Source organism: Acinetobacter sp. GW821-FHT01C12 (assembly GCF_059422625.1).
Window position 1 is genome coordinate 55,223 of record NZ_JBWKXD010000005.1, and the last position, 25,291, is coordinate 80,513.

Sequence of the window (25,291 nt, forward strand, 5' to 3'; positions counted from 1 at the left end):
GGCGAAATTGGTAGACGCACTGGATTTAGGTTCCAGCGCCGCAAGGTGTGAGAGTTCGAGTCTCTCCGTCCCCACCAAGCAATTCATTTTGTGGTACTAAAACAAAATGAAGGGTTATAGAGGATTGGTGTAATGGTAGCATGACGGTCTCCAAAACCGTTCGTCAAGGTTCGAATCCTTGATCCTCTGCCAAGTTATTTAAAAAGACTACAGCGTTAGTTTTTATTCGGGGACGTGGCGAAATTGGTAGACGCACTGGATTTAGGTTCCAGCGCCGCAAGGTGTGAGAGTTCGAGTCTCTCCGTCCCCACCAAATTTAAAAAAGCATGATGAAAATCATGCTTTTTTTATGCCTAAATTTTTATTCTAACTATGCTGTATCCTGATTAAAGGTTTCTTAGAATTAGAATTTTATCCAGATCAATAAAAAGACCTAAACGTAATCGTTTAGGTCTTTTCAAAGAGAAACTTCATTTAGACACTTACTAAGCTTTTAAGTGATCTTCAAATTCTTCACCGAGCTGCATTGCTAAGTTATTACCAGATAAATCACAAGTGACTAAACCATATTCTTTTTTAAAGCTGAAAGTAAATCCTTTTCCATCAGCTAAATTTTTTACTGAATAGCCTAATTTTTCTAACCAAATACGAAAAGCGATTAAATTCTTTGCCTTTACAACCTTTTTCACAGAAGATCTCCTTAATTCCTGCCTATAAATTTAATAGGGGTGATCATTAAATTTTTAAAGGGGAAATTTGATGAAACTTATTTTTTATATCAATATTTGAGCAATTTGAGAAATAAGGCTTTTGTATCAATGCGTATTTTTTTGCTGCCAATATGGATGAAATGTGAATTTAATAAAAAATATTAAAATAAAACAATGGATTAATTAATCCTAGAAACTGTGTTTGTAATATTTTGATGCAAAGATATCAGTTTAAAAAAGCAGATTTTTTCTCATTTTCACTGTGGTTAAATGTAAGTAAATTTAACAGAAGTATGGGGGATTACAGCTGTACAGGATGATGCAGGTCTAAGAAATCTAAAATATCGCTAAACAGTTGTATCTGATCTTTACCTAACGTCATGAGATGCCCAGTATTGGGATAACTTTTAATTTGTTTTTCTGTAGAATTCACATGATTGTAAATGGTTTGTGCACTGGATTGATAATGTGCATCATCTAACCCACCATACAATAAAAAGATAGGTGCGCGAATTAAAGAAATATCACTTATGGTTGCGGCAACAAATTGATGAAATGGCTGTAGTTGTATTGCTGCTTTATTTTCTAAGCTTTTTAAGTCTAAACCTGTATGGGGGTTTTCAAATTGGTGGAGATATTCAGCATAGTGTTTTAGTCGCTTAAAAAGATCATTTACACTTCGATTCTGTGGCGTAGACATGCTAATACATGCATCAATTGGAAAGTGCTCAGTGAGTTTTAACGATAAAATTGCACCTAAAGAAACCCCAATGACAGCAATATGCTTATAACCCTGATTTTCTAAGAATTGATAAGCATTATATGTATCTTGCCACCAATCCGCTGTCGTGTAATTGAGAAACTCATCAATCGTTAAACCATGTCCAGCGTAGCTAGGCGCATAGCAAGTGTAACCATGTTGATGCAGAAATTTTGCTAAGGCCTTCATATCTTGAATGGTACTGGTATAGGCATGTAATAACAGTACCGCCTGCTGCGATGCTTTTAAAAACAGAGGCTTAGGCTGGCGCAGTTTTAACATTGTGGGGACAATAATCGTGATTGCTTAAAAATGATCTTTCAATGCACGAATACGCGCAAATTCTTCAGCACTTTCGACACGTAAAAAAGGATTGGTTTCAAGCTCAAGTTCAATGGTGCTGGGCAAGGTGATTTTCCCATGTTCACGGAGCTGTTTGATTTCTTCGGCACGTTGTTGTATTGCTCGGTTCTCTGGCTCGATATGCAAAGCAAATTGTGCATTAGAAAGCGTATATTCATGGGTGCAGTAAACTTTGGTTCTTGGTGGTAAAGCAGCAAGGCGATTGAGAGAATGATAAAACTGTTCAGCAGTTCCTTCAAACATACGTCCACACCCCATAGCAAAAAGGGTATCACCACAGAAAACGCTGTCTAATGCATCAATAAAATAAACGACATGTCCTAGGGTGTGACCTGGTACAGAGATAATGTCGATGTTTAATCCATGAAATTCAAATTGATCATCGTGTTGCAGCGGGTAGGTAATAAAAGGAATGTGACTCAGTTCAGCGCGTGGCCCATAAACAGGAATATTATGATCTGCGATTAATTCTGGAACACCACCAATATGGTCTTTATGCCAGTGTGTGAGCCAAATTTGTTTTAAATTCAGCTGATGTTCAAGGCAATAATCTTCAACCAACGATGCTTCTGTGGGGTCAATTGCAACGACATCGTGGCTGTGACTGTCTTCGATCAGCCAAATATAGTTTTGTAATTGATTTTTTACATCTATGACGTGAATTTTAAATTGCATCGTTGAATTCCATATATATGCTGATACAAATTTAATAGCAAAATTAGGCTATAGACAAGTTGGAAAGTTGATTGTGGGCATATTTATGTGAAAACATATGTAATTCGGCTGTACGGCATTCTATTTGATTGAACAAACAAGTTATGCCGTAGATTATGCTTTTAGAGAGTAGTATATAAACCACAATGCTATTCTTAATAAGACTTAACAAGCCATTCCTTGGCTAATTTCTAATTTACTGAGTTTGCCATTTTTAAAACTAAAATCGACATAACTGCGATAGCCTGTTTCAAATTCAGCAGGATTTTTTAAAAATTCTTTGGCTTCCGACGCAGTTAACATTAAAACATGGGTGCCAGTTTTGGCACTGTTTGGAAAGTCTTTTTTAAATTGATTGATGCTATACATATTGGTGATGGGTTTGTTGTTAATCAAAACGGTGTCTGTCATCTTTTGTGCATTTGTCCAAGAAAGCCAAATTCGCCCTTTGGTCGTACCAAGTTGTTGAAAAGTATTTTTGCTTTTATAAAAAGCGTCAGATTTAATCTGTGGATTTTCTTCACTAAAAATGTCAAATGTTAGATTTTTTCCTGATGCAGTAGAGATTGAGTATTCATAGTTTCCTGTACATTCTGAAAATGTTTTTATAGGTTTTTGAGAGGTTTTTCCAAGCAATTTTTCAATTTGTGTTGCACTTACTGCTTGGTTGAGCTCGACACCATTAACTTTCACTGTGGTGGTGTAATCTTCTGAATGTTGCGCAGCAAAACTGCAAATAGGTAGCATAAGGAGCAACGGGGCGATGGTTTGGGTAAAATTATTCATTTCAAATATTTCTTAAGTTTTCTATAACTTAATCAGTTATGACTGATTGATCAAGAGCAGATGATCAAATGAGTAGAATTAAAAAGGATTTATAAAATTTATAAGTATTTATATCTGTAGCTAACTCAAGAAATAAAAAATACCCTCAACAAGGAGGGTATGATTTTAGAACTAAGAACAACTGGAAATGGCAAGCAAGGATTATCGAAGCTTAGATAACCAATTTCCAAGACTCTGTACAATTTGTACAAGGATTAATAGGACAATCACAGTGAGATAAACCACACTTTGATCGAAACGTTGATAACCATAAGAAATTGCTAAATCACCAATACCGCCAGCGCCTACAGCACCCGCCATCGCTGTTGCACCAATCAAGCTAATGGTTGCTGTGGTAAGGCTCAGGATGAGTGAGCTACGAGATTCGGGGATAATAAATTTAAAAATAATCTGCCAAGGCGATGCACCCATTGCTTGTGCAGACTCAATAATCCCTTCATTTACTTCAAGCAATGATGTTTCTACAAGACGACCAATATAAGGACCAACATAAATGGTCAACGGTACAATCGCTGCCCAAGTACCAATAGTTGTACCCACGATCGCTTTGGTGAGTGGGAAAACCGCAATCAATAGGATAATGAAGGGTAGGGAACGTAGCGCATTGACGATAGGATTTAAAATTTGATAAACAGCGCGATTGGGTAAAATGCCATTAGGGCGTGTGACCAGCAAGGTAATTGCTTGAATAAAGCCCCAAATGGTACCAAACAGCATTGCAAAAATGACCATTTGAATGGTTTCTTGCATCGCTGTAACAAATTGGTCAATGCTTAAAGAGCTTTTCCAAAATGGTGCTGTGAGCGTAGTGAGCCATTGTACAATGAGTTCTCTCATAGTCTAACTCCTGACTGTTCCACCTTGACCCCATTTTTTTCAAAGAAATCTATGGTTTGGCGAATGCTTTCAGCATCTCCCAAAAGTTGTATAAACATTTGACCGATCACTGAACCATTAATTTCAGTCATGTTGGCAAATAAAATATTTAAACTGACATCAAATTGCTTAATTGCTGCTTGTACCACAGTCTCTTGCGCTGAAGTACCCAAAAATTGCAGACTATAAATACTTTTATGATTTTGATTTTCGAGATTGTTTAAGATATTAACAGGGAGCTGTTGCTGTAAAACGGTTTGAATAAAGTTTTTCGTCGTCGGATGTTGCGGTTGACTAAAAATTTCTAAGGTAGAACCAGTTTCAATCACTTTGCCTTGTTCCATGACCGCAACAAAATCACAAACAGATTCAATTACATCCATTTCATGCGTAACCATGACAATGGTAATCCCTTGCTCTTGATTAATCTTTTTAAGCAAAGCGAGAACAGATTTCGTGGTTTGTGGATCAAGTGCAGAGGTTGCTTCATCACAAAGTAAAATTTTTGGGTGGTTGGCCAAGGCACGTGCAATACCGACACGTTGCTTTTGTCCTCCTGATAGTTCATCTGGAAAAGCATCTTTTTTGTGCTTTAGATCAATAAACTCAAGTAACTCATTTAAACGTTTTTCACGTTGGTCTTTACTGACACCCAGCAACTTTAACGGCATTTCAATATTGTCAGCTACAGTTTTGGTTTGTAGTAAATTGAAATGCTGAAAAATCATGCCTATATTTGCACGTTCTTGACGTAATGCACTTGCATCAAGTGCCGTAAAGTCTTTTTGATTAATGATGACTTGTCCTTGGTTGGGACGCTCAAGCAAGTTAATCAAACGGATTAAGGTACTTTTACCTGCACCACTATAGCCGATAATGCCAAAAATACTGCCCGCTGGAATCTCAAGATTAATCTGATCCAGTGCACGTATGGTTTGACCTTTCAACTCATAGTGTTTTGAAATGTTTTTAAATTCAATCATATCGTCAAAAACTATAGCAAAAAGAAAAAACAGGCAAATTCACTTTGCCTGTTTTATGAGGGCCTGTAGACCTTTCATAAAAGAATGGTCAATAGACCTGATCCATTATAAAACTATTTTGATTCTGTAAGATAGCTTACAGGTTTATTCACATCAACTTTAGTTCCACCGAAGTGTTCTTGAACATATTTACCTACAGCAGGAACATGATATAACTCACCCACTTTTTTCAAAAGGGCATCGTCTTTACGTGCATCTGCAACAGCAAGTACGTTGACATTCATTTTGGTTGTTTGGTCAACTGGCTCATAATAAACCGAATCTTTAAGCACGTTTAAACCGCCTTCCATTGCTAAAGTATTACCTAAAACAATTGCATCAACTTCATCTTTAGCACGTACCGCAGTCGCCATTTGAATAGGTTTGATGACAATTTTCTTCGCATTTTCAGTAATATCAGCAGGTGTGCCTTTGACTAAATCAAAGCCATCTTTCAATTTGATAAGACCAGCGGATTGTAAAAGTAACAATGCGCGTGATTCATTTGCGCCATCATTTGGAATAGCAATGGTTGCGCCGTTGGCAAATTCTTCAACTTTTTTAATTTTACTAGAGTAAATGCCCATTGGCTCTAAATATGTTGTAGAGATTGGTGCAATTTTTTCTTTGTTTGATTGATTGAAAGCAACAAGATATGCATAAGATTGGAATGCATTAATATCGACTTCTTTGTTCGCAACAGCAGTATTCATTGCAACATAGTCAGTGAAGTTTTTAACTTCTAATTTAATTCCAGCTTGTTTTGTTTCTGGTAATGTTGCGATATAGCGCCAAATATCTGCATCTGAACCTGTAGAAGCCATGGTAACGACTTGTTCTTTACCTGCATCTGCTTGGGCAGCATCATTTTTTGGAGCTTCTTGTTTTCCACAAGCAGAAAGAGTGAGCACAGACGCGCTAAGTAAAACGCCAAACAGCTTTTTCATGAATAAGTCCTAAGTAGCAAATGCAGTAGAATTTTGTCCTTTGCATTCTCGATCATTTAAATCGAATTTTTAACATTTTGAAAATAAATAATGCGGTGACGTACTTGTCTGATTGCGCTATCTATATTCTTTACATTTGAGTATTAGCAGTATGTTTTAAAAGAATTTTAATTGTTTAAAACAGACTCTAAAGATTTGTTTATCATATCAATAAATGAAAATTATACATAGTGGCTACGTGTTGACATTGGGTAGCGATGTCGTTGTTTGAATATCAATGTTTTTATTAATTTAATAAAGAAAACAAATGCTTTTGTTGAATGTTAAACGATAAATGTTTAAATTTTATACTTATTCATAATATATAAATTTTTTAGGATTTATTATCTTTTTTTTGAATAAGTAAAATAAACTTAGATCTGTACCTATTAGTAGTGCATTGATAAATATTATTAGGGATTGCTAGGCGAAATGGGGGGATTTTATTCAAACAGTGATTGACATTGACACCGCTGTCATACTTTAGCATGGAGATCTTATCTAACTCAAAGAGATCGATAAATGAAATTAATCATCTTTCTTTTAAGCAGTTTTTTATTGCTAAATACTGCATATGCTCAAAATAATGTCTATATCATTCATGGTTATGGAGCAAAAGTGGGTGATCATTGGTTTAATTATCTTGAGGAAAATTTACAAGATAAAAATACTAAAGTTGTAAAGATCGCATTGCCTAACTCCAGCAATCCAAAGCTTTTACAGTGGAAGCAAACCTTAAAAAATAATGTTGCTCAAATTGATCAGCATACATTTTTTGTTGCGCACAGTTTGGGATGTATTACACTGCTTGATTTTCTATCTGAATCTGATTTTCAACAGATAGGCGGTGTTGTCTGTGTATCTGGATTTTCGAATAAATTGGCAGTATTACCTCAACTGGATTCATATATCGCTGAGACGAATAAGGATTTTTCTTTTAAAAATAAAATATTGCATCGGAAGATGTTTATATCGAGTAATGATCAATATGTTCCAACTGATTTAAGTATCTCGCTGGCAGAAAAATTGGAGTTTCCATATGAAATTATTTCCAATGCTGGACATTTTCTAGCCAGTGATGGGTATCGGGAATTTCCTCAATTATTAGATTGGCTTCAAATGGTCATTGGTGGTGTTGAGGCGGTAGGTGATTCAAATGATTCAGCGAAAAATCAATCAAGGTAATTAATCTTATATTTATTATTCTGGAAGAGCATTACTCACTAAAGATTTACCAAATAAAAAACCCGCCTAGGCGGGTTTTACTACTCAATCGAGTTTAAGCATTTTCACGAACAATCGCACGGTAACCAATATCTTTGCGGTATTGGACACCATCAAAAGTCACTTTTTGGCAAAGTTCCAAGGCTTTTGCTTGCGCTTCACCAATTGTGTTGCCTAACGCTGTAACGCAAAGTACACGACCGCCAGCAGTCACTACATCACCATTGGCATTGTTTGCTGTACCTGCATGGAAAATTTTCGCATCTGTCATGTGGGTATCTAAACCATAAATGACATCATCTTTGCTCGAAGTTTCAGGATAGCCTTTAGACGCAAGCACAATACCAACAGTTTTACGCTCATCCCATTCAGCTTTAGTAGGTAAGTTACCAGCAATACCAGCTTCTACTAAATCAACCAAAGAAGATTTTAAGCGCATCATGATCGGTTGAGTTTCAGGGTCACCAAAACGGCAGTTAAATTCAATGACACGAGGTTGCCCTTGCTCATCAATCATCAAGCCAGCATACAAGAAACCTGTATAAGTATGACCATCAGCTTTCATACCATCTACGGTTGGACGCATGACTTCTTTCATGACTCTGTCAAAAACATCTGCAGTCACAACTGGGGCAGGGGAATATGCACCCATACCACCCGTATTTGGACCTTGGTCAGCTTCAAAAATACGTTTATGGTCTTGTGAAGTTGCCATAGGTAGGATGTTGTCACCATCAATCATACAAATGAACGATGCTTCCTCACCCTCAAGGAATTCTTCAATAACAACACGCGAACCTGCATCACCAAATTTATTGCCTGCAAGCATGTCATCAATTGCATCAAACGCTTCTTGATTGGTCATCGCAACAATGACGCCTTTACCTGCAGCAAGGCCATCTGCCTTAATTACGATTGGTGCGCCATTTTTTTCTACAAAAGCTTTGGCTGCATCCACTTCAGTGAATACATCATAGAATGCTGTAGGAATGTTATGACGTTTTAAAAAGTGTTTGGCAAAAGCTTTAGAGCCTTCAAGTTGTGCTGCAAATTGGGTTGGTCCCCAAATTTTAAGGCCAGCTGCTCGTCCTGCATCGACCACACCATTTACAAGCGGTGCTTCAGGACCAACAATAATGAGGTCAACGGCATTATTTTTTGCAAAGTCGATAATGGCAGGGTTGTTGAGAATATCTAAAGCAACATTTTCACATTTATGTTCAGTTGCTGTACCCGCGTTTCCTGGTGCAACAAAAACTTTAGTGACTTGATCGTCTTGCGCAATTTTCCATGCCAATGCATGTTCACGACCACCACTACCCAAAACTAATATGTTCATCTTATGTATCCTTTTTTAATCCCTCCCAACCTCCCTTTATACAGGAAGGGGTATCACGAATTTAAAGAGTCCAGTAGTTCGTGACAAGTCCCTCTTATGAAAAGAGGGACTTAGGGGGATTTTTAAATAATGATTTATTGTGAATTAGTGACGGAAATGACGCATACCCGTGAAGACCATTGCAATACCAGCTTCATCTGCTGCTGCAATTGTTTCTTCATCACGCATTGAACCACCTGGTTGAATAATACATTTGATACCTGCTTTTGCAGCATTATCAATACCATCACGGAATGGGAAGAATGCATCAGATGCCATAACAGCACCTTCAACCACTAAACCTGCATGTTCAGCTTTGATCGCTGCGATACGTGCAGAGTTTACACGGCTCATTTGACCAGCACCAACACCAATGGTTTGACGGCCTTTAGCATAAACAATAGCATTGGATTTAACGTATTTGGCAACTTTCCAAGCAAAGATTAAATCATCAATTTCTGCTTCAGTAGGGGCACGCTTAGTCACTACTTTAAGATCATCTTTGGTGATCATGCCGAGGTCTTGGTCTTGAACCAATAAACCGCCATTGACACGTTTATAATCGTATTGTGAAGCACGTTCATCAATTTTAGGAAGTTCGCCACATACCAGAACACGGACGTTTTTCTTTGCGCCAGTTACTTCAAGTACGCCATCGGCAATACTTGGTGCAATAATCACTTCAACAAATTGACGGTCAACAATTGCTTGAGCTGTAACAACATCTAACTCACGGTTAAATGCAATGATGCCACCAAATGCTGATTCTGGGTCAGTTGCATAAGCAAGATCGTATGCAGCTTTAAGACCATCTAACGATACTGCAACACCACATGGATTTGCATGTTTAACAATGACGCACGCTGGTTTTGCAAATGATTTGACACATTCAAGTGCTGCATCTGTATCCGCGATATTGTTATAAGAAAGTTCTTTACCTTGTAACTGCTTAGCAGTTGAAACCGATGCTTCAGTTGCTGTCGATTCTACATAGAAAGCAGCGGATTGATGTGGATTTTCACCATAACGAAGATCTTGTACTTTATTTAACTGGGTATTGAAAGTACGAGCAAATTTATCAGCTTGACCGTCTTCTTTACCAACACGTGCACCGAGGTAAGAAGCAATCATGCCGTCATACTGGGCAGTATGTTCAAATGCTTTAACCGCTAAATCGAAACGAGTCGCATAAGATAAAGCACCATCCACTTTAAGTTCTGCAATTACAGTTTCATAATCAGTTGCATTTACGATGATCCCCACTGAAGCATGGTTTTTCGCAGCTGCACGAACCATTGTTGGGCCACCAATGTCAATATTTTCAATTGCATCTGCAAGCGAGCAGTCTGGTTTAGCAACAGTAGCAGCAAAAGGATAAAGGTTTACGACAACGAGATCGATTGCATCGATGTTGTGTTCAGCCATGACAGCTTCGTCTAGACCACGACGAGCCAAAATGCCTCCATGAATTTTAGGATGCAGTGTTTTTACACGACCATCCATCATTTCTGGGAAGCCTGTGTGCTCTGAAACTTCAACTACAGCCACATTGTTGTCTTTAAGCAACTTATATGTACCGCCAGTAGATAAAATTTCCACCCCAAGAGCAACAAGGTTCTGGGCAAATTCAACGATCCCGGTTTTATCAGAAACAGAGATTAAAGCGCGTTTAATAGTCATGATCTTCGTCAACAGTTTTTAAGTCTAGAGATTGAACAGGTAGGCAAAATATAGGTAAAAAAAATGCCCACGCAAGCCGTGAGCATTTTATCATTTATTCACTCATTAAACCGTGAGCTTTTAACTTTTTGCGTAAAGTGCCACGGTTCAGTCCGAGAATCTCAGCAGCGCGAGTCTGATTCCCGCGTGTGTATTCTAAGACAACAGATAAAAGAGGTTTCTCCATTTCTGCTAGCACCATGTCGTACACTTGTGATGGTTGCTCACCTTGCAATTGTGCAAAATAGTGACGAACTGCGCGATCTACGTGAATACGAAGAGCGACGTCAGATTGTGCAGTAAAAATAGGAGATTTGCTATTCATGCGAGTTAATCCGAAAATCAAAATATTACTTGGGTAAAGTAATATATAAATGTGGTCTAAAAAAATCTGAGCTCCGTTTTAGATCCTAAAACGGTTGGCTCTAAAACAAGAACAATTAGCTTGCCACAAATCGTCGAGTTGAGTGAAAAATAAGCGTAACAATAGATTAATATTTGTTACAACACTCTTTTAAACAAAAAAATGTTCTACTTGCGCGATATTGGATATAAAGCACATAACAAAACAGTATTTTTTTTGAAAAAATGCGAGGAGTTTGCAGGACAAAGCTTTCGTGGCGCGTATGATACCATTGTCTAAGAAAAAATGAGCAAGAAAACTACATTTTTTTTCATTTTTTTATAATTTTTTTTAATTTTAAGGGTGAATAATGTCTAATTGGTACTGATCAAAACTTTTTCTTGGCTCTGTAACAACAAATTTAAAAGGATATGGGCTATTTTTAGGAATACGCTTAATTCCAACCAAACTTTCTATCAGATATTGCTCAGGTGTAATCACATGTGTAGCAATGACCTTATTTTGAGCTTTTAAGGTGACTCTTATTAATGGTAATTCTAAGCTTTTAGAATATTGGTTATTGAGTTGACCTGAAAATTGCGTCTCGTCTCTACCAAGTGCTTTAACTTTAAGATGACTAATCACAATTTGTTTATAGCGTTGATCAACAGTATCACACTGTAAGACGGCACAGGTTTGGGTAAAAACAGTATTTAAAAATGGATAACGATCAGTTAGGTTTGGATTAAACCAAAGGATTTGAAATAATAAAATGCTGAGTAGGGCAAGGTTGATCAAGCTCCACGCCAGATAATAAAACGTACTTTTGGGTTTTATTAAATGTTGGCCGTGGTTATTTAAACCTTGTGATAGGTTTAAGCTTGGAATGTTATTGACCGGTTCATTGTTGAAATAATTCAAATTGTTTAAGTATGTTCTTAAATCAATATTGGAGTTTTCAATTTTACGATTAAAAATATCTAAAACATTGGTTTCGATTTGTCGTTTCGTCGTAATGAGGTTTTGTGCCTGACTTTGCACGACAGTCTCAGGATCGATCTTGGGTTGAGCAGGTTGACTGTTTTGTAAATGAATTAATGCATTAAAATTATGTGAACATTTCGGACAACAAACCATACCCTGCGCAACAGTGAGTTGCGTAACTGATACTTTATAAACTGAAGCACAATTTGGGCATCGGGTTTGTTTTTCGGTCATAAATATTTATATTTTCATAGATTAAACAGCCTTACGCGACCCAGAAATTCTGCACCAGGTTTCTTCACGTTTCTCGACTTCTACTATATCAAAAAATTCAGAATAAATACTAGAAACATCAGTAACTTGCTCTTCAATTACGCCAGCAAGTGCGAACTCTCCCTCAGATTTAATCAAAGTTGAGAATTCTTTAGCAAGAGACATAAGTGGGCCTGCCAGAATATTTGCAACCAAAATATCCGCCTGTTGGTTTTTAAATTCTGCATTGAACTCTTCAGGTAATCCAACATAAAGATTTTCAAGAACGCCATTCAGCTCAGCATTTTGTTTGGTCGCCAAGACAGCTTGTGGATCGATATCTGTTGCATAGACTTTCTTTGCACCTAAAAGCAGTGCAGCAACACCGAGGATGCCTGAACCACAACCATAATCAATCACGACTTTATCTTTAACATCGGTTTTGCCTAACCATTGTAGACAAAGGAAAGTAGATGCATGGTTACCTGTACCAAACGCTAAGCCTGGATCAAGTTTGATATTGACTGCATCCGCTTCTGGCGGTTCTATCCATTCAGGTACGATCCAATACTTTTCACCAATTTGAATTGGTTCATAGTAATCCATCCAAGAACGTTCCCATACTTGGTCTTCAAGAAATTCACTACGCATCGGTTCAGTTGGGAGTTGGGTGCGAATAAATGTTTCTAGTGCTGTTACATCAATGTCTTCGCCTTCTTCTTGCGCGTAGATTCCTGTAACAATCACTTTATTCCATAGCGGAGTTTCGCCAGGGAGTGGTTCAAGCAAGTCTTGGTTTTCAGCATCATCTAATGTCACGCTGACTGCGCCTAAAGAACTTAACAAGGTTTCAGTAAAATCAACTTGAGCTTGTTCTACAGTAATATGAATTTGTAACCACTTCACGGCAAAGACCTAAATCGTTTTCTTAAAGGCAGTATTGTAGCCGAAACTGGGAAGTTACGCTTATATTCAGTAGCAAAATAAAAAATGGATGCTTAAGCATCCATTTTAGTCGAGGTGTATTATCGCTTTATGCAGCAGATTCAGTTTCAGTTGTAGCATGTCTTGAAATTAAGGCACCAAAAATAGCAGCGAAAATATACATAAAGATTGAGTAAACCGCGGCAGGCATTGCGACAGTAGAATTTGCGATGACAGTCAAAGCAATCGTCATGGCTAAGGTACTATTATGAATGCCGATCTCAAATGCACATGCGCGTGCTTGAGCACTATTAATACCGAGCAATCTTGGAACAAAGTAGCCAATAACCAGACTGCAAATACAGAAAATCACCGTGGCTAGGCCGACTTGAGTTAGGTATTCCATGATATGTGCACGTTCTTTGGTGATTGCCCCAATAATAATGAGAATCAAAAACACCACTGAAAAAATTCGCAAAGGTTTACTTAATTTTTCAGTAAAGTGTGGTGCATAATGTCGAATGAGCATGCCGATACACACAGGAATTAAAATAATTGCAAAGACTTGCAGTATTTTACTGAACTGCATGGTGATTTGTTGCCCATCATTCATAAAGTACTGAATCGAAAAGTTTACGATCAAAGGCAAGGTAAAGGCAGCAATGACTGAGTTAATTGCAGTTAAGGTAATATTAAGTGCAATATCACCTTTAAATAAATAACTAAATAGATTGGCGGTACTTCCTCCAGGTGAGGCTGCAAGCAACATTAAACCAACGGCAAGCAAAGGCGGGAGTGCAAGCACTTTACAAATGATAAAAGCGATACCGACCAAAAGTACCAATTGACAGAATAACGCAATCAATACAGCTTTAGGGTGTTTAGAAACTCGCGCAAAATCTTTTGGAGTAAGTTCTAAACCTAGTCCAATCATAATAATGGCGAGGGCGAGGGGAAGCATTATGGTAATTATCCCTGAATCCATAGTTTCATCCTTTTTGTTGTTTTACATTAGGGTCTGTTGACATTTCATAAATGGCTTGCGTTGTAGGCGAAAATTGAGCAGGCAAGGCAGAAAACGAAGAGAATAGCGAGACTATTTTCGAGTTTTATAACGAAGACTGAGATAATTTTAGCCACAACCCTTCGGGACTAGCGTGTTTTTTGCCGCTACGTCGTTACGAATTACTCATTTAGAATGACTAAATTTCATATTTCGCGCCTAGTATCGCCTAAAAAATACACGTAGTCGCAAACATAGACGATTTGTCAACAGACCCTGATTCAATATGTGAATATTCCGTTCTCGATTTGAGTGTAATCGAAAGGTATCGAATTGAAAAATGAAATCTATGACTCAGAAATCTTCTTGAAAATATGTGTTTTAAATATATAGCATTAGGCCGAATAACAATTGATTCATCGTAGACGTAAAACTATATGGATACTGATATTAATCAAGTCTACGCACAGACTTGAAATAAAAAAGGTGCTCCATTTTTAATGGAACACCTTTTTTGCTCATACATGCTATTTATAAAAGCACGTATTTATGCCTAAAGCAGATTATTGCGCTTGGATCGGATCTTCGCTTGGAGCGGCTTGACTCGGTTGCTCCATTGCAGGTTGTTCTGCTTGTGATGCATCATTTGTTGCTGGTGCATCGGCACTTGCTGGAGCAGATTGTTCTACAGCTGGGCGGTTTTCAATGGCTGGTTCAGGCGCTGCAGCAGCGGCAGTTGGGTTGCCACCTGCAGGTGCTGGGAAGCTAAATTGTAATTTACCATTTTCATTTGGTTCACATGTACCGTTAAAAGTTACACCTTTGTTGGCGTAGGTGACCCAGTCACCTTGTTTTTTCTTGGCACATACCTGAATTTGCTTTTTCACTTCGGCTTTGCTGGTGTTTTCATCAGCAGCATGGGCAAAACTAAATGCAACACAACTGAGTAAAGATGCTGTAATTACTTTAGACATGGTATTTTTCATCATGATATTCCTTATATATAAAGTCTCGAAAAAAATAATTTGTCCGTGTATTGTCTATCGTATCGTGAGTTTTTGATAAGTTAAATTCTATTTGTAGGGCAGTCATGAAACGAAGTGTCAATTTATGTTGCCTATGTATAAGAGATGTTTAATCGTTCATACGCATGATTGAGGGAAATAATATTTGTAAAACTGCCTAAAACTAGAAGTAAAATTTTGCTATAATTTCCTGTCATTCTTTTATCTCTCATTTATCACTATGCATTATCCTAAAGTTTACGATGTCATTGTTATCGGTGGCGGTCACGCAGGTACGGAAGCGGCACTGGCTGCGGCGCGTATGGGTCGACAGACTCTGCTTTTGACTCATAACATTGAGACTTTAGGGCAGATGAGCTGTAACCCAGCCATTGGTGGTATTGGTAAATCTCACCTTGTTCGCGAAATTGACGCCTTAGGTGGTGCAATGGCATTGGCTGCAGACAAGGGTGGTATTCAATTTCGTATTTTGAACTCGCGTAAAGGCGCAGCTGTACGTGCAACTCGTGCACAAGCTGACCGTATCCGTTATAAAGCCGCGATTCGTCATACACTTGAAAATCAAGCCAATTTAGATATTTTTCAACAATCTGCAGATGACTTAATTGTTGAAGGCGATACAGTTAAAGGTGTAGTGACCCAAATGGGTATTCGCTTTGATGCGAAAACTGTGGTGTTAACCACAGGTACATTCTTAGGTGGCGTGATTCACGTTGGCCTAAATAATTCGTCAGGTGGACGAGCAGGCGATCCACCATCAATTTCGTTAGCAGCTCGTTTACGTGAATTAAACCTGCCAGTAGGTCGTTTAAAAACTGGTACACCACCACGTATTGATGCGCGTTCTGTCGATTTTTCTGTGATGATTCCACAACCGGGTGATTTCCCATCACCAACCATGTCATTTATGGGGGATGCTTCGATGCATCCTGAGCAAGTAAATTGCTATATCACGCATACCAATGCGCGTACTCATGAGATTATTCGTGGTGGTTTAGACCGTTCGCCGATGTATACCGGGGTGATTGAAGGTGTAGGTCCACGTTATTGCCCATCGATTGAAGATAAAATTCATAAATTTGCAGATAAAGATTCGCATCAGGTATTTCTTGAGCCAGAAGGTTTGGATACACACGAGCTTTATCCAAACGGAATTTCAACATCTTTACCATTTGATGTGCAGTTTGAGTTGGTACGCTCAATCCGTGGTATGGAGAATGCACACATTCTTCGCCCAGGCTATGCAATTGAATATGATTATTTCAACCCGCAGTCTTTGAAATTCTCACTTGAAACCAAATCGATTAATAACTTGTATTTTGCAGGTCAAATTAACGGTACAACAGGTTATGAAGAAGCTGGTGCACAAGGTTTATTGGCAGGCTTAAATGCTGCACGTCGTGCATGGGATCAAGAGCAATGGACGCCTAAACGTGATGAAGCGTATATGGGCGTTTTGGTCGATGATTTGATTACCTTAGGTACCAAAGAACCGTACCGTATGTTTACCTCTCGTGCAGAATACCGTTTGATGCTTCGTGAAGATAATGCTGATCAACGTTTAACAGCAATTGGCCGTGAAATGGGCTTGGTTGATGATGAGCGTTGGGCTTCTTATTGTGAAAAAATGGAAGCAGTTGAAAAAGAAACAGGTCGTTTACAACACCTTTGGGCTGCACCGAACAATCCAATGGGTAAAAAATTCGTTGAATTGACGGGTGCTGATCTTTCTAAAGAATGTTCTGCAATCGATTTACTTAAACGCCCAAACATTAACTTTGCACAAATTGCTGAATTAACTGGTTCTGAAGTATCTGCATTTGTTGGTGAGCAGATTGAAATTGCTGTGAAATACGAAGGTTATATCAATCGTCAGCAAGAAGATGTTGCGCAAATGAAGCGTTTGGAAGACACCAAAATTCCTGCTGATTTTGATTATGATATCGTTTCAGGGCTTTCTCGTGAAATCACCATGAAACTGAAAAATGTATTACCTGAAACATTGGCACAAGCCAGCCGTATTCCGGGTGTAACACCTGCTGCTGTTCAATTGGTGATGATTACAATTCGTAAAAATAACCAAGCGAGAAAATCAGCTTAAGATGTATTTGTTGTAGAGAGGCTATCTCAAAAGCCTCCAAATACATAAACAAACCGCAATATGATTTATTAATAGTCATATTGCGGTTTTTTATTTAGCCATTTTTGATGTTTTAGAGTGAATTTATTATCAGAATTTGGTAGCGAGACTCGCGCTTTTATTTATGAGGATTTTTCTTTTAAACGTTCGATAAGCTCAATAAACCATGTTTCATTTCGTATATTATCTAGATCAGTGTCTTCACATAATTGTTGAATAGTAGGTAAAGTATCATGCATTTCAGCTTGTAACAGGTTTTTCTTGGAGTTTTTTAAGTCATTTTTATAAGCATAGTAGCAAGCTAGATTGTATGTGTTTTTTGAATCTAATTTAACTGATTTAATAAGATGTTCATAAGCTAATGAAAATATTTCTGTTTCATTATTTATTTTTGCAATTGCAAATAATATAGTTCCATATATCCTGAGATATTTGGGATTATTGCTATCAGCTATTTTTAAAGCTTCCTCAATTTTTGTTTTTGCAGAGTCTAAGTAAGTATTATCCTTATTTAGGACATAAAGATTGTACAATGAAATTCCGTAGTTAAATAAGAAATTTGATTTTAATGGATTGATTTTTAATGCTTTTTCGTAAAAAATGAAGGATTGTTTAATCAGTTCTTCACTTTTTTTTATAATACCGTATTGTAATAAACTAGAGCCATAATTGTTTAGGTGATTATCGTCATCAGGATTTAAATTTATTGATGTTTTAAGTTGTACTATAGCATCTTCATAAAGCATAAAATCTGAAGAAAAATCAGCATAATACCCTAAGAAGAGGCCGTAATTTCCTATCAAGTTTGCATTTTGTGGTTCCATTTTTAGAGTTTTTTCATACATTTGATGGACTATTTTAAATAGGCTTTTATCCTTTTTATAGCTTGCTAATAAACCATATGCTGAACAATAATCTGACCATATACTTAGTTCTTTTAGGTTAGGTTTTATTTTAAACGCATTTTGAAAATGAATTATAGATTTTTCTATATATTGTTCTTTTTGTGTTTTCTCAAAAATTTTAGCAAGAATGACTCCTATTTCTACATGTGCTTGATAAAAATTACTATCTATTTCTAATGCTTTTGATAGATATAGCTCATATTGATTATTGTATTGCCATAAATAATCTTTAGCTTTACCAAGATACGCAGAAGCAATAATTTTAGAAATGGATTTAATCTTCAGGTCAAGGTTTTTAGCTTGATTAATAATAGTTTCAAATTTTTTTGCATGTAAAAGTTCAGCTAATTTAATTGAAGTAATTGCAGGCTTATTCGCATCTGCAATCAATAAGGTCTTTTTTGTATCCTCTGAAATATCAATTTCATTATCTGAGGTAGCCAAAGGGAATTTATTAACGTATTCACAAACATTCTTTAAGTGTTTGATAGGATCTTTAAACATCTCTGTAGGGAAACATTTTAATTCTATTGCCAATTCTAATAAAAATTTATCTGCATCTTGTTCACCAATAAAATTTCTGTGATTTTGATTGGCATCAATAAATTTTTTTACATTTATATTAGGTTCATTCGCATAGTCAACCCAAAATAAACGATGTTGCCCAATAAAACCCTCTTCAACAAGTTTGAAAAAAGCATCTGCACCACCGCTATAACCTATAAATAAACTAGGAGATGTATTTATAGTAGTTTTAATATAATTTTTTAACTTATTTGCTTGTTCTTCAGTATCTTTATCTGAATTTGCTAATTGGAAACCACTCCATTGTCCATGTAAATGAATAATAGACTGATTAGGAATTGCACTAAAGTATTCTTCAGAAAGCACTTTCAAGTCATAGGTTGGTGGAAAAAAATTATCTAAGCTACATGCACGATTTAAAATATTGTCAAAATTAAAAGTAAGTACTTTTCCAATAAATCCATGTCTTAAAAGGCTTGCTAAAGCAATATGTGCCCAATTGATTTTTGCTTTAGAGATATGTTTTTCAATTAGAGTTTTTTGCTCATGAGGGGTAAGCTTACTCATGCATATCCCATAGTCTCTTTTTTCTTTGTCAGTTAGACTTTTAAGATTACCCTTATATTTCTTATTTATTTCAGTAATCAATTCATTAGCTAATGGCATGCCCGCACTTTTTGAACATCCAGCACCCGTAAATACAACGACTGGTGTTCCTTGTTTTTTACTATCTTTTAATGTCTTTGCAATATCTTTAACACTATGGTTCATACAGAAATCAATAATTAAAATAACCATCTAATTATACAAGAAATTTTGAATAATTTATAAAATCTTAGTTGATGAAATTCATTGTCTATTATTCTTATTCAAAGTTTTATAGATAAACTATTAGTTTACATAGATTATTCAATAATTTTTAAAGGAAAATTTGAATTTTTGTTATGAATTATGAGGCGTAATTTATTGTTATATAGCCCATTACGACATTTATAGTAAATTTAGTTATTTAACTACACAGATCCACTCTAACTTTATAAAAATAACTCCTAAACAGAATTGATGAAAAACAAAGCAGTTTTAATTATTTTTCAGTTTGCAAAATCATCGTTATAGTCAATTTACATTCAAACGAGAGGTGAACATCATGACAATGAAATCGATCCGCTACAATAGTGCTGAACTCGCGTGCTGTAACATGTGATGTTTAACATACTCCAATAAATCCCATGTCTTGTGGACATGTAAAAATGTGACATGGGCTTTATATCAGCGCAAAAACAATAAAATTTAAAAACAACAATCAAAACAATAAATCAAAGAGCCGAAAGGCTCTTTTTATTTTGATTATCTTGGCTAGGGTGAAGTCAATAGATTATTCAATTTCATGTACCGCATTAAACACTTCAACAGGCTCAATTCGGACAATTTTTTTACCAAAACTTCTTAACCACCATACCAATTGTGAGGTAAATGGAACCACAGCACTGACTTGATACAGCTCTTCATTGAGTTGTTCAACTTTTTGCTCTTTACTCAGTTGGCTCTCCGTAAAGTATTGTGCATCATCTTCGTGCATGACTAATTTTAATTCAACATTTTCGGTCGGTCGAGAAAAGTCGACTCTAAAGCCCAGCGCACCAGAATCGATATATTCATCAATATCGAATTTGACAGGGTGTAAAGCACGTAAATCTAAAACAGTTGCAGATTTAAAACGATGTAATGCAAAGGTCTGAACTTCTGTCTTGTCATGACGCGTACAAATCAAATAAATAATTGCACCTTTTTGAACCAAACCTAAAGGATTTAGAGTATAGGTTTTCTCTTCACCCTGATAACCGCGTGCACGATAGACACATTCAATTTGTTTATCTTGTAGTAGACCTTCATAAATGGCTTGCTGTGCATGTCTTTCCACCAGAGGTGGGATTACTGGTTGGCTTGCAGGCACAATTCGAACACGGTTAATCCATTGTCGAACATTGTTCTGCGTAGAAAGGCTACGCCGTGCCAAATCGAACCAAGGGTTCATTTCATCAATTAAACTCGGTGGAAGCAGGTGTTTTAAATGTTCTTCAACCATCATAAACGTGACTGCTTGCGAGCTGGTCATATGCGGCAGACTTTGAATCGGGGCATCTGAACGCCAACGCCAGCCTTGTGGTACGGTTTTGTTACTCTCGATAGGAAAGCGTTGAGCAATCTGATTTAGATCACGTTGAATCGTACGTAAACTGATTTCGATCCCTTCACGTTCTAAAACTTCTTGTAATTCACGTGTGCCCATCCACTTCCCGGTAGAGAGTCGGGACAGGATTTGCCATTGGCGATAGAGGCTATTGGAAGTTTCTTTTTCTTGTGCAGACATGGTTTGGTATCAATGGAATCGTGAATGTTTAAGGGAAATAAATCAGCTACACAATAGAAAATTAAAACTGATTCTGCAAGTTATATCCTGTGACTAGTCGCTTAGGTGTTGAAAATATTAGCTAAAAAATTTTGAAACAAGTTCGATCAAAACTCACATTGAGTGCAATAGCAAACAATGAATTAATAAAACTGAGCCAGAAAGATTTAATTGTACAGGTGAAGAATACAGGATATGGCGATTTAATAATATTTTGGCATTGATATTGCATTATTAAAGAAGTCATTAGAGAAGATAAAAAGAGGTTTGTATGCTAAAAGAAACCATAGATACAAATTCAAGCAATGAGAATTATGCAGATCGCTTCGCTTTGCCAATTGCTGAGGCAGAAGAAAAAACTGAAACGACGAATCAACAACAGATAGGAAATATTCAACAGGCCATTAATCTAAATATCGATGCACAACAAGCCTCACATCATTTACTTAAACAGATGAACTCGGTTTTTTTTAATGAAATGACGGATGATCACGTTCTTTCGCCCGAAACTGCTGAAAAAATTGAAGATTGGTTATCTCAACACAGCATTTACCAACTTGAAAAACTCAATGAAATAGCCAAAGCACATTTTTTATATCAAGGAATTACTTTTGCGGTTTATGGTGAAACATCGGGAATTGATCGAACCATACCGTTTGATTTAATTCCGCGCGTGATTGCCAAGCAACAGTGGAACAAGATTGCAGCAGGCTGTACACAGCGTATTCAAGCGTTAAATTTATTTTTAGCTGATATCTATAATCAACAAAATATTTTAAAAGAAGGCTTAATTCCAGCAGTACAAGTGCTATCGCATGAAGCTTATCAACCAGTGATGATGAATCATCGCTTGAATGGAAATATTTACAGTCAAATTAGTGGAATTGACATTGTACGGGACTGCAAAGGTGAATTTTTTGTCTTAGAAGATAATCTACGTACGCCTTCAGGTGTGTCCTATATGCTTGAAAGCCGTAAGATGAGTCAAAAACTCATGCCTGAATTATGCAATCAACACGTTGCCAATATTGAGTTGTATCCGCAATTGTTGCGTGACGTTTTGGCTGAAAATTCAAAGGTAGACAGCCCAACAATTGTGGTTTTAACGCCAGGACGTTATAACAGTGCCTATTATGAACATTCATTTTTAGCAAGGGAAATGGGTGTGTCATTGGTGACATCACGTGATCTTTTTGTTGAAAACGACAAGGTTTATGTGAAAACCATCCGTGGACGTCAACAGGTTGATGTAATTTATAGGCGTTTGGATGATGGTTTTTTAGACCCATTAAGCTTTAGACCTGATAGCACTTTAGGTGTTGCAGGGTTGATGTCTGCTTATTTAAGTGGAAATGTGGTGATTGCCAATGCCCCTGGTACAGGCGTTGCAGATGATAAGTCGATTTATCCATATGTGGATCAAATGATTGCTTATTATTTAAATGAAAAACCAATTTTGTCCAATGTACCGACGTATCAATGCCGTGAAGCTGAAGCTTTGGATTATGTTTTGGCAAATCTGGATCAATTGGTGGTAAAAGAGGCTCAAGGTTCAGGTGGTTATGGGATGCTCATCGGTCCTAAAGCAACTGAACAAGAAATTGATCTATTTAAAATGAAGTTAATGGCTTCACCCTCTGCGTATATCGCACAACCCACCTTAAATTTATCTGTTGCACCAACACTAACTTCCCAAGGAATTGCTGAACGTCATATTGATTTACGACCATTTATTCTCAGCTCACCAGAACGCATAGAAATTGTTCCAGGTGGCTTGACTCGTGTTGCGATGCAACAAGGTTCACTGGTGGTCAACTCATCACAAGGTGGTGGAATTAAGGATACATGGGTAATTGATGAATATTCAATTTAGCCCCACCTTCAAATAATCCCAGCCAAAGGAGAGCAAACATGATTTTACTCAGTACCAATGCACAGAATATATTTTGGTTAGGACGCTATTTAACCCGTATTCAATATTTGTGTAGTCAATTTCCATTTAAAACCAATGAATTGGCTTTAGATTATGCACATGCTTTTTGTTTACCTGCATTTGATGCAAGTTCTTTAAATGAATTGATTTTAGACAATGAGCAACCTGCATCATTTCATCAGCATTTTTTATGTGCCAAAAATAATATTCATGATTTACGTGGGGTGATTTCAGCACAGTCCTTTGCCGAATTAAATCAGTTATTGCAACAGGCAGAGCAAAATGCTGGTTTTATTTGTGATGTTTGTGAAGAATGTAATGATGTATTAGAGGCAGAGGATGATGAATTATTGTTTCTATTTTTTAGCCTAGGGCAAAAAATGGAACAATTTGATCGTCAATTACGTCTGAATCAAGATAAATCAGTGACTTTGACACAATTGAATCATTTGATTGATCGTTTAGATCAACATGGTATGTGTAGTTTGCCTGAAGTTTGGGAAGAACTAAAAAACCAACCAGACCGTATGAATTATTATCATTTTAGTGACCATATTGACTCATTATTTGAATTGGATCGCTTATGAAACTGATGATTAATCACCAAACGCATTACCAATATTCTGAATGGGCAAAAAATAGTATTCAGTATATCAAGATGACACCACAGTCTAATTTGCATCAACAGGTGACGGGTTGGCATGTCAGTGTTCCCGGTGAAAAACACATTAAAAAAGATGCTTTTGATAATATCTGGTTGACCAGTTCGCAAATTGAGCCTTATCAACAAATGTCCATTATGGCGCAGGGGATTGTCGATATTAATGTAGACAATCAATTTGGTATCGAAGATCAGGTATCACCTGTGGTTTTTTTACAGCCAACCACTGCAACCTTGTGCAATACAGAAATGATTGCTTTTGCTGAACAGTATATCACGCATAAGCGTTGGGCGAATTTCCAAAAATTAGCAGAAGCTTTGTTGCAACATATGCCCTATATCAGCGCAAGTACCACAGTAACGCATACCGCAATGGCGTCTTTTTCAGCACGACAAGGGGTATGTCAAGATCATAGCCATGTCTTGATTGCGATGGCGAAAGCATTGGGGGTACCAGCTCGCTATGTTTCTGGTTACTTATATGTAAATAATCAATCGCATTTGGCAAGTCATGCTTGGACAGAGGTATTTTTAGACGGTAAATGGCATGTTATTGATGTCAGTAATCAATTATTCCGCCCAGAATCACATGTCTATGTGGCGATTGGACGCGACTATTGGGATGTTGCACCCGTTCGTGGAGTAAGAGAGCAAGGTGGCACTGAAACCATGTACTCTATTGTTCAAGTGCTTGCATGTTAGTGGTGGCAATGGTAAATAGTGTGAATAATTGCAGAATGTGATTAATCTCAAATTTAGTTGTATAGGTAGTTTCATGACGTATTGCTGTGCTTTAAGACTCAAACAAGGTTTAGTATTTATTAGTGATACCCGAACCAATGCTGGAGTCGATCACATTTCTGTATATCGAAAACTTTATACGTTTGGGGTAAAAGGCGAACGCTTTATTTGTATTCAAACTTCTGGCAACCTTGCAACGACACAAGCGGTGATTGGACATTTAGAAAATCATTTGGCACTTAAGCAAGAACCCAATTTGTATAGTGTGAATACGATGTTCGAGGTTGCAGGATTGGTTGGGCAAACCCTACGCAAAGTCATTGCAGATGTCACTGAAGATACTCAAGAGCAAAGTAACTATTATTGTAGTTTATTGGTTGGTGGCCAGATCAGTGGAGAGGAAATGCAGCTTTATAATATTTATCCACAAGGTAATTTTATTTCTGCAACCAGTGATACACCTTATTTTCAAATTGGTGAAAGTAAATATGGTAAACCAATTTTAGATCGTGCATTAAGTTATGATATGCCTTTAGATGAAGCGTTACGTTGTAGTTTAATTTCATTTGATTCGACTTTACGTTCAAATGTATCTGTTGGTATGCCATTAGATGCGATGATTTATCTTAAAGACAGCCTAGAGGTACCAAAAGGCAAGCGAATTAACGACAGTGATCCTTACTTTCAACACATCAGCAAACAATGGTCTGAAACTTTAAAGAAAGGTTTGCAAGATTTACCTAAACCGACCAATGATTATTTTGAATAGTACTCTATGTGCTTTAAAGCGAGTTTAATCTCGCTTTTTTTATATTAAAAATTATAAAGAGGTCGCATAAATTCAATT

At 37.0% G+C, this 25,291-nt stretch carries 22 protein-coding genes and 2 tRNA genes; 8 read left to right on the forward strand and 16 right to left on the reverse strand.

What is annotated here, in order from left to right; genetic code table 11:
• Positions 1 to 118 precede the first annotated feature (118 nt).
• Both AC07WY_RS13500 and AC07WY_RS13505 read left to right on the forward strand, forming a co-directional pair.
• A tRNA-Trp gene (locus AC07WY_RS13500) sits at positions 119 to 192 on the forward strand.
• A gap of 36 nt (positions 193 to 228) precedes the next feature.
• Positions 229 to 313: transfer RNA gene (locus AC07WY_RS13505), tRNA-Leu, on the forward strand.
• A gap of 172 nt (positions 314 to 485) precedes the next feature.
• On the opposite strand, the gene AC07WY_RS13510 is transcribed toward AC07WY_RS13505, so the two are convergent.
• The 7 genes from AC07WY_RS13510 to AC07WY_RS13540 all read right to left on the reverse strand — a co-directional run bounded on the left by AC07WY_RS13510 (position 486) and on the right by AC07WY_RS13540 (position 6,238).
• Positions 486 to 689 carry a hypothetical protein gene (locus AC07WY_RS13510; RefSeq protein WP_004719296.1) on the reverse strand — a complete coding sequence of 68 codons (204 nt, stop codon included), beginning with the start codon at positions 687 to 689 and terminating at the stop codon, positions 486 to 488.
• Between the two features lie 322 nt (positions 690 to 1,011).
• Positions 1,012 to 1,752: an alpha/beta hydrolase gene (locus AC07WY_RS13515; RefSeq protein ID WP_262086419.1), complete on the reverse strand. Its 741-nt coding sequence runs from the start codon at positions 1,750 to 1,752 to the stop codon at positions 1,012 to 1,014.
• A 24-nt stretch (positions 1,753 to 1,776) separates the two neighbouring features.
• A complete protein-coding gene (gene gloB, locus AC07WY_RS13520; RefSeq protein ID WP_494736507.1) occupies positions 1,777 to 2,508 on the reverse strand; it encodes a hydroxyacylglutathione hydrolase in 732 nt (243 codons plus the stop codon).
• Between the two features lie 204 nt (positions 2,509 to 2,712).
• Positions 2,713 to 3,333: a hypothetical protein gene (locus AC07WY_RS13525; protein ID WP_419335845.1), complete on the reverse strand. Its 621-nt coding sequence runs from the start codon at positions 3,331 to 3,333 to the stop codon at positions 2,713 to 2,715.
• A 201-nt stretch (positions 3,334 to 3,534) separates the two neighbouring features.
• Positions 3,535 to 4,230: a methionine ABC transporter permease gene (locus AC07WY_RS13530; RefSeq protein WP_034613374.1), complete on the reverse strand. Its 696-nt coding sequence runs from the start codon at positions 4,228 to 4,230 to the stop codon at positions 3,535 to 3,537.
• Complete coding sequence (locus AC07WY_RS13535; protein ID WP_494736508.1) at positions 4,227 to 5,252, reverse strand: methionine ABC transporter ATP-binding protein; 1,026 nt, start codon at positions 5,250 to 5,252, stop codon at positions 4,227 to 4,229. The genes AC07WY_RS13530 and AC07WY_RS13535 overlap by 4 nt, the downstream gene beginning before the upstream one ends.
• A gap of 113 nt (positions 5,253 to 5,365) precedes the next feature.
• Positions 5,366 to 6,238 (reverse strand): MetQ/NlpA family ABC transporter substrate-binding protein, encoded by an 873-nt coding sequence (locus AC07WY_RS13540; protein WP_004719302.1) that lies wholly within the window; start codon positions 6,236 to 6,238, stop codon positions 5,366 to 5,368.
• Positions 6,239 to 6,799: 561 nt separating this feature from the next.
• Here AC07WY_RS13540 and AC07WY_RS13545 point away from each other — a divergent pair.
• Positions 6,800 to 7,462, forward strand: coding sequence for an RBBP9/YdeN family alpha/beta hydrolase (locus AC07WY_RS13545; RefSeq protein ID WP_494736509.1), 663 nt, complete (start codon positions 6,800 to 6,802; stop codon positions 7,460 to 7,462).
• 94 nt (positions 7,463 to 7,556) lie between these two features.
• Here the strand turns inward: AC07WY_RS13545 and purD are convergent, their stop codons facing one another.
• The 7 genes from purD to AC07WY_RS13580 form a co-directional block, all read right to left on the reverse strand.
• Positions 7,557 to 8,840 carry a phosphoribosylamine--glycine ligase gene (gene purD / locus AC07WY_RS13550; protein WP_494736510.1) on the reverse strand — a complete coding sequence of 428 codons (1,284 nt, stop codon included), beginning with the start codon at positions 8,838 to 8,840 and terminating at the stop codon, positions 7,557 to 7,559.
• Between the two features lie 144 nt (positions 8,841 to 8,984).
• Positions 8,985 to 10,559, reverse strand: a complete 1,575-nt coding sequence (gene purH / locus AC07WY_RS13555) for a bifunctional phosphoribosylaminoimidazolecarboxamide formyltransferase/IMP cyclohydrolase (protein WP_494736511.1) — start codon at positions 10,557 to 10,559, stop codon at positions 8,985 to 8,987.
• A 94-nt stretch (positions 10,560 to 10,653) separates the two neighbouring features.
• A complete protein-coding gene (gene fis / locus AC07WY_RS13560; protein ID WP_001086304.1) occupies positions 10,654 to 10,923 on the reverse strand; it encodes a DNA-binding transcriptional regulator Fis in 270 nt (89 codons plus the stop codon).
• 375 nt (positions 10,924 to 11,298) lie between these two features.
• Complete coding sequence (locus tag AC07WY_RS13565; RefSeq protein WP_494736512.1) at positions 11,299 to 12,159, reverse strand: zinc-ribbon and DUF3426 domain-containing protein; 861 nt, start codon at positions 12,157 to 12,159, stop codon at positions 11,299 to 11,301.
• Positions 12,160 to 12,180: 21 nt separating this feature from the next.
• Complete coding sequence (gene prmA, locus AC07WY_RS13570) at positions 12,181 to 13,083, reverse strand: 50S ribosomal protein L11 methyltransferase (protein WP_004822468.1); 903 nt, start codon at positions 13,081 to 13,083, stop codon at positions 12,181 to 12,183.
• Between the two features lie 127 nt (positions 13,084 to 13,210).
• Complete coding sequence (locus tag AC07WY_RS13575) at positions 13,211 to 14,086, reverse strand: bile acid:sodium symporter family protein (RefSeq protein WP_224963796.1); 876 nt, start codon at positions 14,084 to 14,086, stop codon at positions 13,211 to 13,213.
• 581 nt (positions 14,087 to 14,667) lie between these two features.
• Positions 14,668 to 15,090 carry a hypothetical protein gene (locus tag AC07WY_RS13580; protein ID WP_004719309.1) on the reverse strand — a complete coding sequence of 141 codons (423 nt, stop codon included), beginning with the start codon at positions 15,088 to 15,090 and terminating at the stop codon, positions 14,668 to 14,670.
• Positions 15,091 to 15,349: 259 nt separating this feature from the next.
• Between AC07WY_RS13580 and mnmG the strand changes: the two genes are divergently transcribed.
• The gene (mnmG, locus tag AC07WY_RS13585; protein ID WP_004719311.1) at positions 15,350 to 17,230 is read left to right on the forward strand and encodes a tRNA uridine-5-carboxymethylaminomethyl(34) synthesis enzyme MnmG; all 1,881 of its coding nucleotides are present in this window, start codon (positions 15,350 to 15,352) and stop codon (positions 17,228 to 17,230) included.
• Positions 17,231 to 17,391: 161 nt separating this feature from the next.
• Here mnmG and AC07WY_RS13590 read toward each other — a convergent pair whose 3' ends face one another.
• Both AC07WY_RS13590 and AC07WY_RS13595 read right to left on the reverse strand, forming a co-directional pair.
• Entirely contained in the window at positions 17,392 to 19,470 is a 2,079-nt protein-coding gene (locus AC07WY_RS13590; protein WP_494736513.1) for a TPR end-of-group domain-containing protein, read from the reverse strand.
• A 604-nt stretch (positions 19,471 to 20,074) separates the two neighbouring features.
• Positions 20,075 to 21,070, reverse strand: a complete 996-nt coding sequence (locus tag AC07WY_RS13595; protein ID WP_004719313.1) for a helix-turn-helix transcriptional regulator — start codon at positions 21,068 to 21,070, stop codon at positions 20,075 to 20,077.
• Positions 21,071 to 21,380: 310 nt separating this feature from the next.
• On the opposite strand from AC07WY_RS13595, the gene AC07WY_RS13600 reads away from it, so the two are divergent.
• The 4 genes from AC07WY_RS13600 to AC07WY_RS13615 all read left to right on the forward strand — a co-directional run bounded on the left by AC07WY_RS13600 (position 21,381) and on the right by AC07WY_RS13615 (position 25,213).
• Complete coding sequence (locus tag AC07WY_RS13600; RefSeq protein WP_494736514.1) at positions 21,381 to 22,982, forward strand: circularly permuted type 2 ATP-grasp protein; 1,602 nt, start codon at positions 21,381 to 21,383, stop codon at positions 22,980 to 22,982.
• A 38-nt stretch (positions 22,983 to 23,020) separates the two neighbouring features.
• Positions 23,021 to 23,629, forward strand: coding sequence for an alpha-E domain-containing protein (locus AC07WY_RS13605; RefSeq protein WP_004822456.1), 609 nt, complete (start codon positions 23,021 to 23,023; stop codon positions 23,627 to 23,629).
• Entirely contained in the window at positions 23,626 to 24,405 is a 780-nt protein-coding gene (locus tag AC07WY_RS13610) for a transglutaminase family protein (protein ID WP_494736515.1), read from the forward strand. Before AC07WY_RS13605 ends, AC07WY_RS13610 begins: the two co-directional genes overlap by 4 nt.
• Before the next feature lie 73 nt (positions 24,406 to 24,478).
• Positions 24,479 to 25,213, forward strand: a complete 735-nt coding sequence (locus AC07WY_RS13615; RefSeq protein ID WP_004822453.1) for a proteasome-type protease — start codon at positions 24,479 to 24,481, stop codon at positions 25,211 to 25,213.
• Positions 25,214 to 25,291: the final 78 nt, after the last annotated feature.

What these genes read in the sequence shown, in the direction of transcription:
- AC07WY_RS13515 (WP_262086419.1), bottom strand. Translation starts at nt 1,752, where the DNA reads ATGTTAAAACTGCGCCAGCCTAAGCCTCTGTTTTTAAAAGCATCGCAG.
- gloB (WP_494736507.1), bottom strand. Translation starts at nt 2,508, where the DNA reads ATGCAATTTAAAATTCACGTCATAGATGTAAAAAATCAATTACAAAAC.
- AC07WY_RS13525 (WP_419335845.1), bottom strand. Translation starts at nt 3,333, where the DNA reads ATGAATAATTTTACCCAAACCATCGCCCCGTTGCTCCTTATGCTACCT.
- AC07WY_RS13530 (WP_034613374.1), bottom strand. Translation starts at nt 4,230, where the DNA reads ATGAGAGAACTCATTGTACAATGGCTCACTACGCTCACAGCACCATTT.
- AC07WY_RS13535 (WP_494736508.1), bottom strand. Translation starts at nt 5,252, where the DNA reads ATGATTGAATTTAAAAACATTTCAAAACACTATGAGTTGAAAGGTCAA.
- AC07WY_RS13540 (WP_004719302.1), bottom strand. Translation starts at nt 6,238, where the DNA reads ATGAAAAAGCTGTTTGGCGTTTTACTTAGCGCGTCTGTGCTCACTCTT.
- AC07WY_RS13545 (WP_494736509.1), top strand. Translation starts at nt 6,800, where the DNA reads ATGAAATTAATCATCTTTCTTTTAAGCAGTTTTTTATTGCTAAATACT.
- purD (WP_494736510.1), bottom strand. Translation starts at nt 8,840, where the DNA reads ATGAACATATTAGTTTTGGGTAGTGGTGGTCGTGAACATGCATTGGCA.
- purH (WP_494736511.1), bottom strand. Translation starts at nt 10,559, where the DNA reads ATGACTATTAAACGCGCTTTAATCTCTGTTTCTGATAAAACCGGGATC.
- fis (WP_001086304.1), bottom strand. Translation starts at nt 10,923, where the DNA reads ATGAATAGCAAATCTCCTATTTTTACTGCACAATCTGACGTCGCTCTT.
- AC07WY_RS13565 (WP_494736512.1), bottom strand. Translation starts at nt 12,159, where the DNA reads ATGACCGAAAAACAAACCCGATGCCCAAATTGTGCTTCAGTTTATAAA.
- AC07WY_RS13575 (WP_224963796.1), bottom strand. Translation starts at nt 14,086, where the DNA reads ATGGATTCAGGGATAATTACCATAATGCTTCCCCTCGCCCTCGCCATT.
- AC07WY_RS13580 (WP_004719309.1), bottom strand. Translation starts at nt 15,090, where the DNA reads ATGAAAAATACCATGTCTAAAGTAATTACAGCATCTTTACTCAGTTGT.
- mnmG (WP_004719311.1), top strand. Translation starts at nt 15,350, where the DNA reads ATGCATTATCCTAAAGTTTACGATGTCATTGTTATCGGTGGCGGTCAC.
- AC07WY_RS13590 (WP_494736513.1), bottom strand. Translation starts at nt 19,470, where the DNA reads ATGAACCATAGTGTTAAAGATATTGCAAAGACATTAAAAGATAGTAAA.
- AC07WY_RS13595 (WP_004719313.1), bottom strand. Translation starts at nt 21,070, where the DNA reads ATGTCTGCACAAGAAAAAGAAACTTCCAATAGCCTCTATCGCCAATGG.
- AC07WY_RS13600 (WP_494736514.1), top strand. Translation starts at nt 21,381, where the DNA reads ATGCTAAAAGAAACCATAGATACAAATTCAAGCAATGAGAATTATGCA.
- AC07WY_RS13605 (WP_004822456.1), top strand. Translation starts at nt 23,021, where the DNA reads ATGATTTTACTCAGTACCAATGCACAGAATATATTTTGGTTAGGACGC.
- AC07WY_RS13610 (WP_494736515.1), top strand. Translation starts at nt 23,626, where the DNA reads ATGAAACTGATGATTAATCACCAAACGCATTACCAATATTCTGAATGG.
- AC07WY_RS13615 (WP_004822453.1), top strand. Translation starts at nt 24,479, where the DNA reads ATGACGTATTGCTGTGCTTTAAGACTCAAACAAGGTTTAGTATTTATT.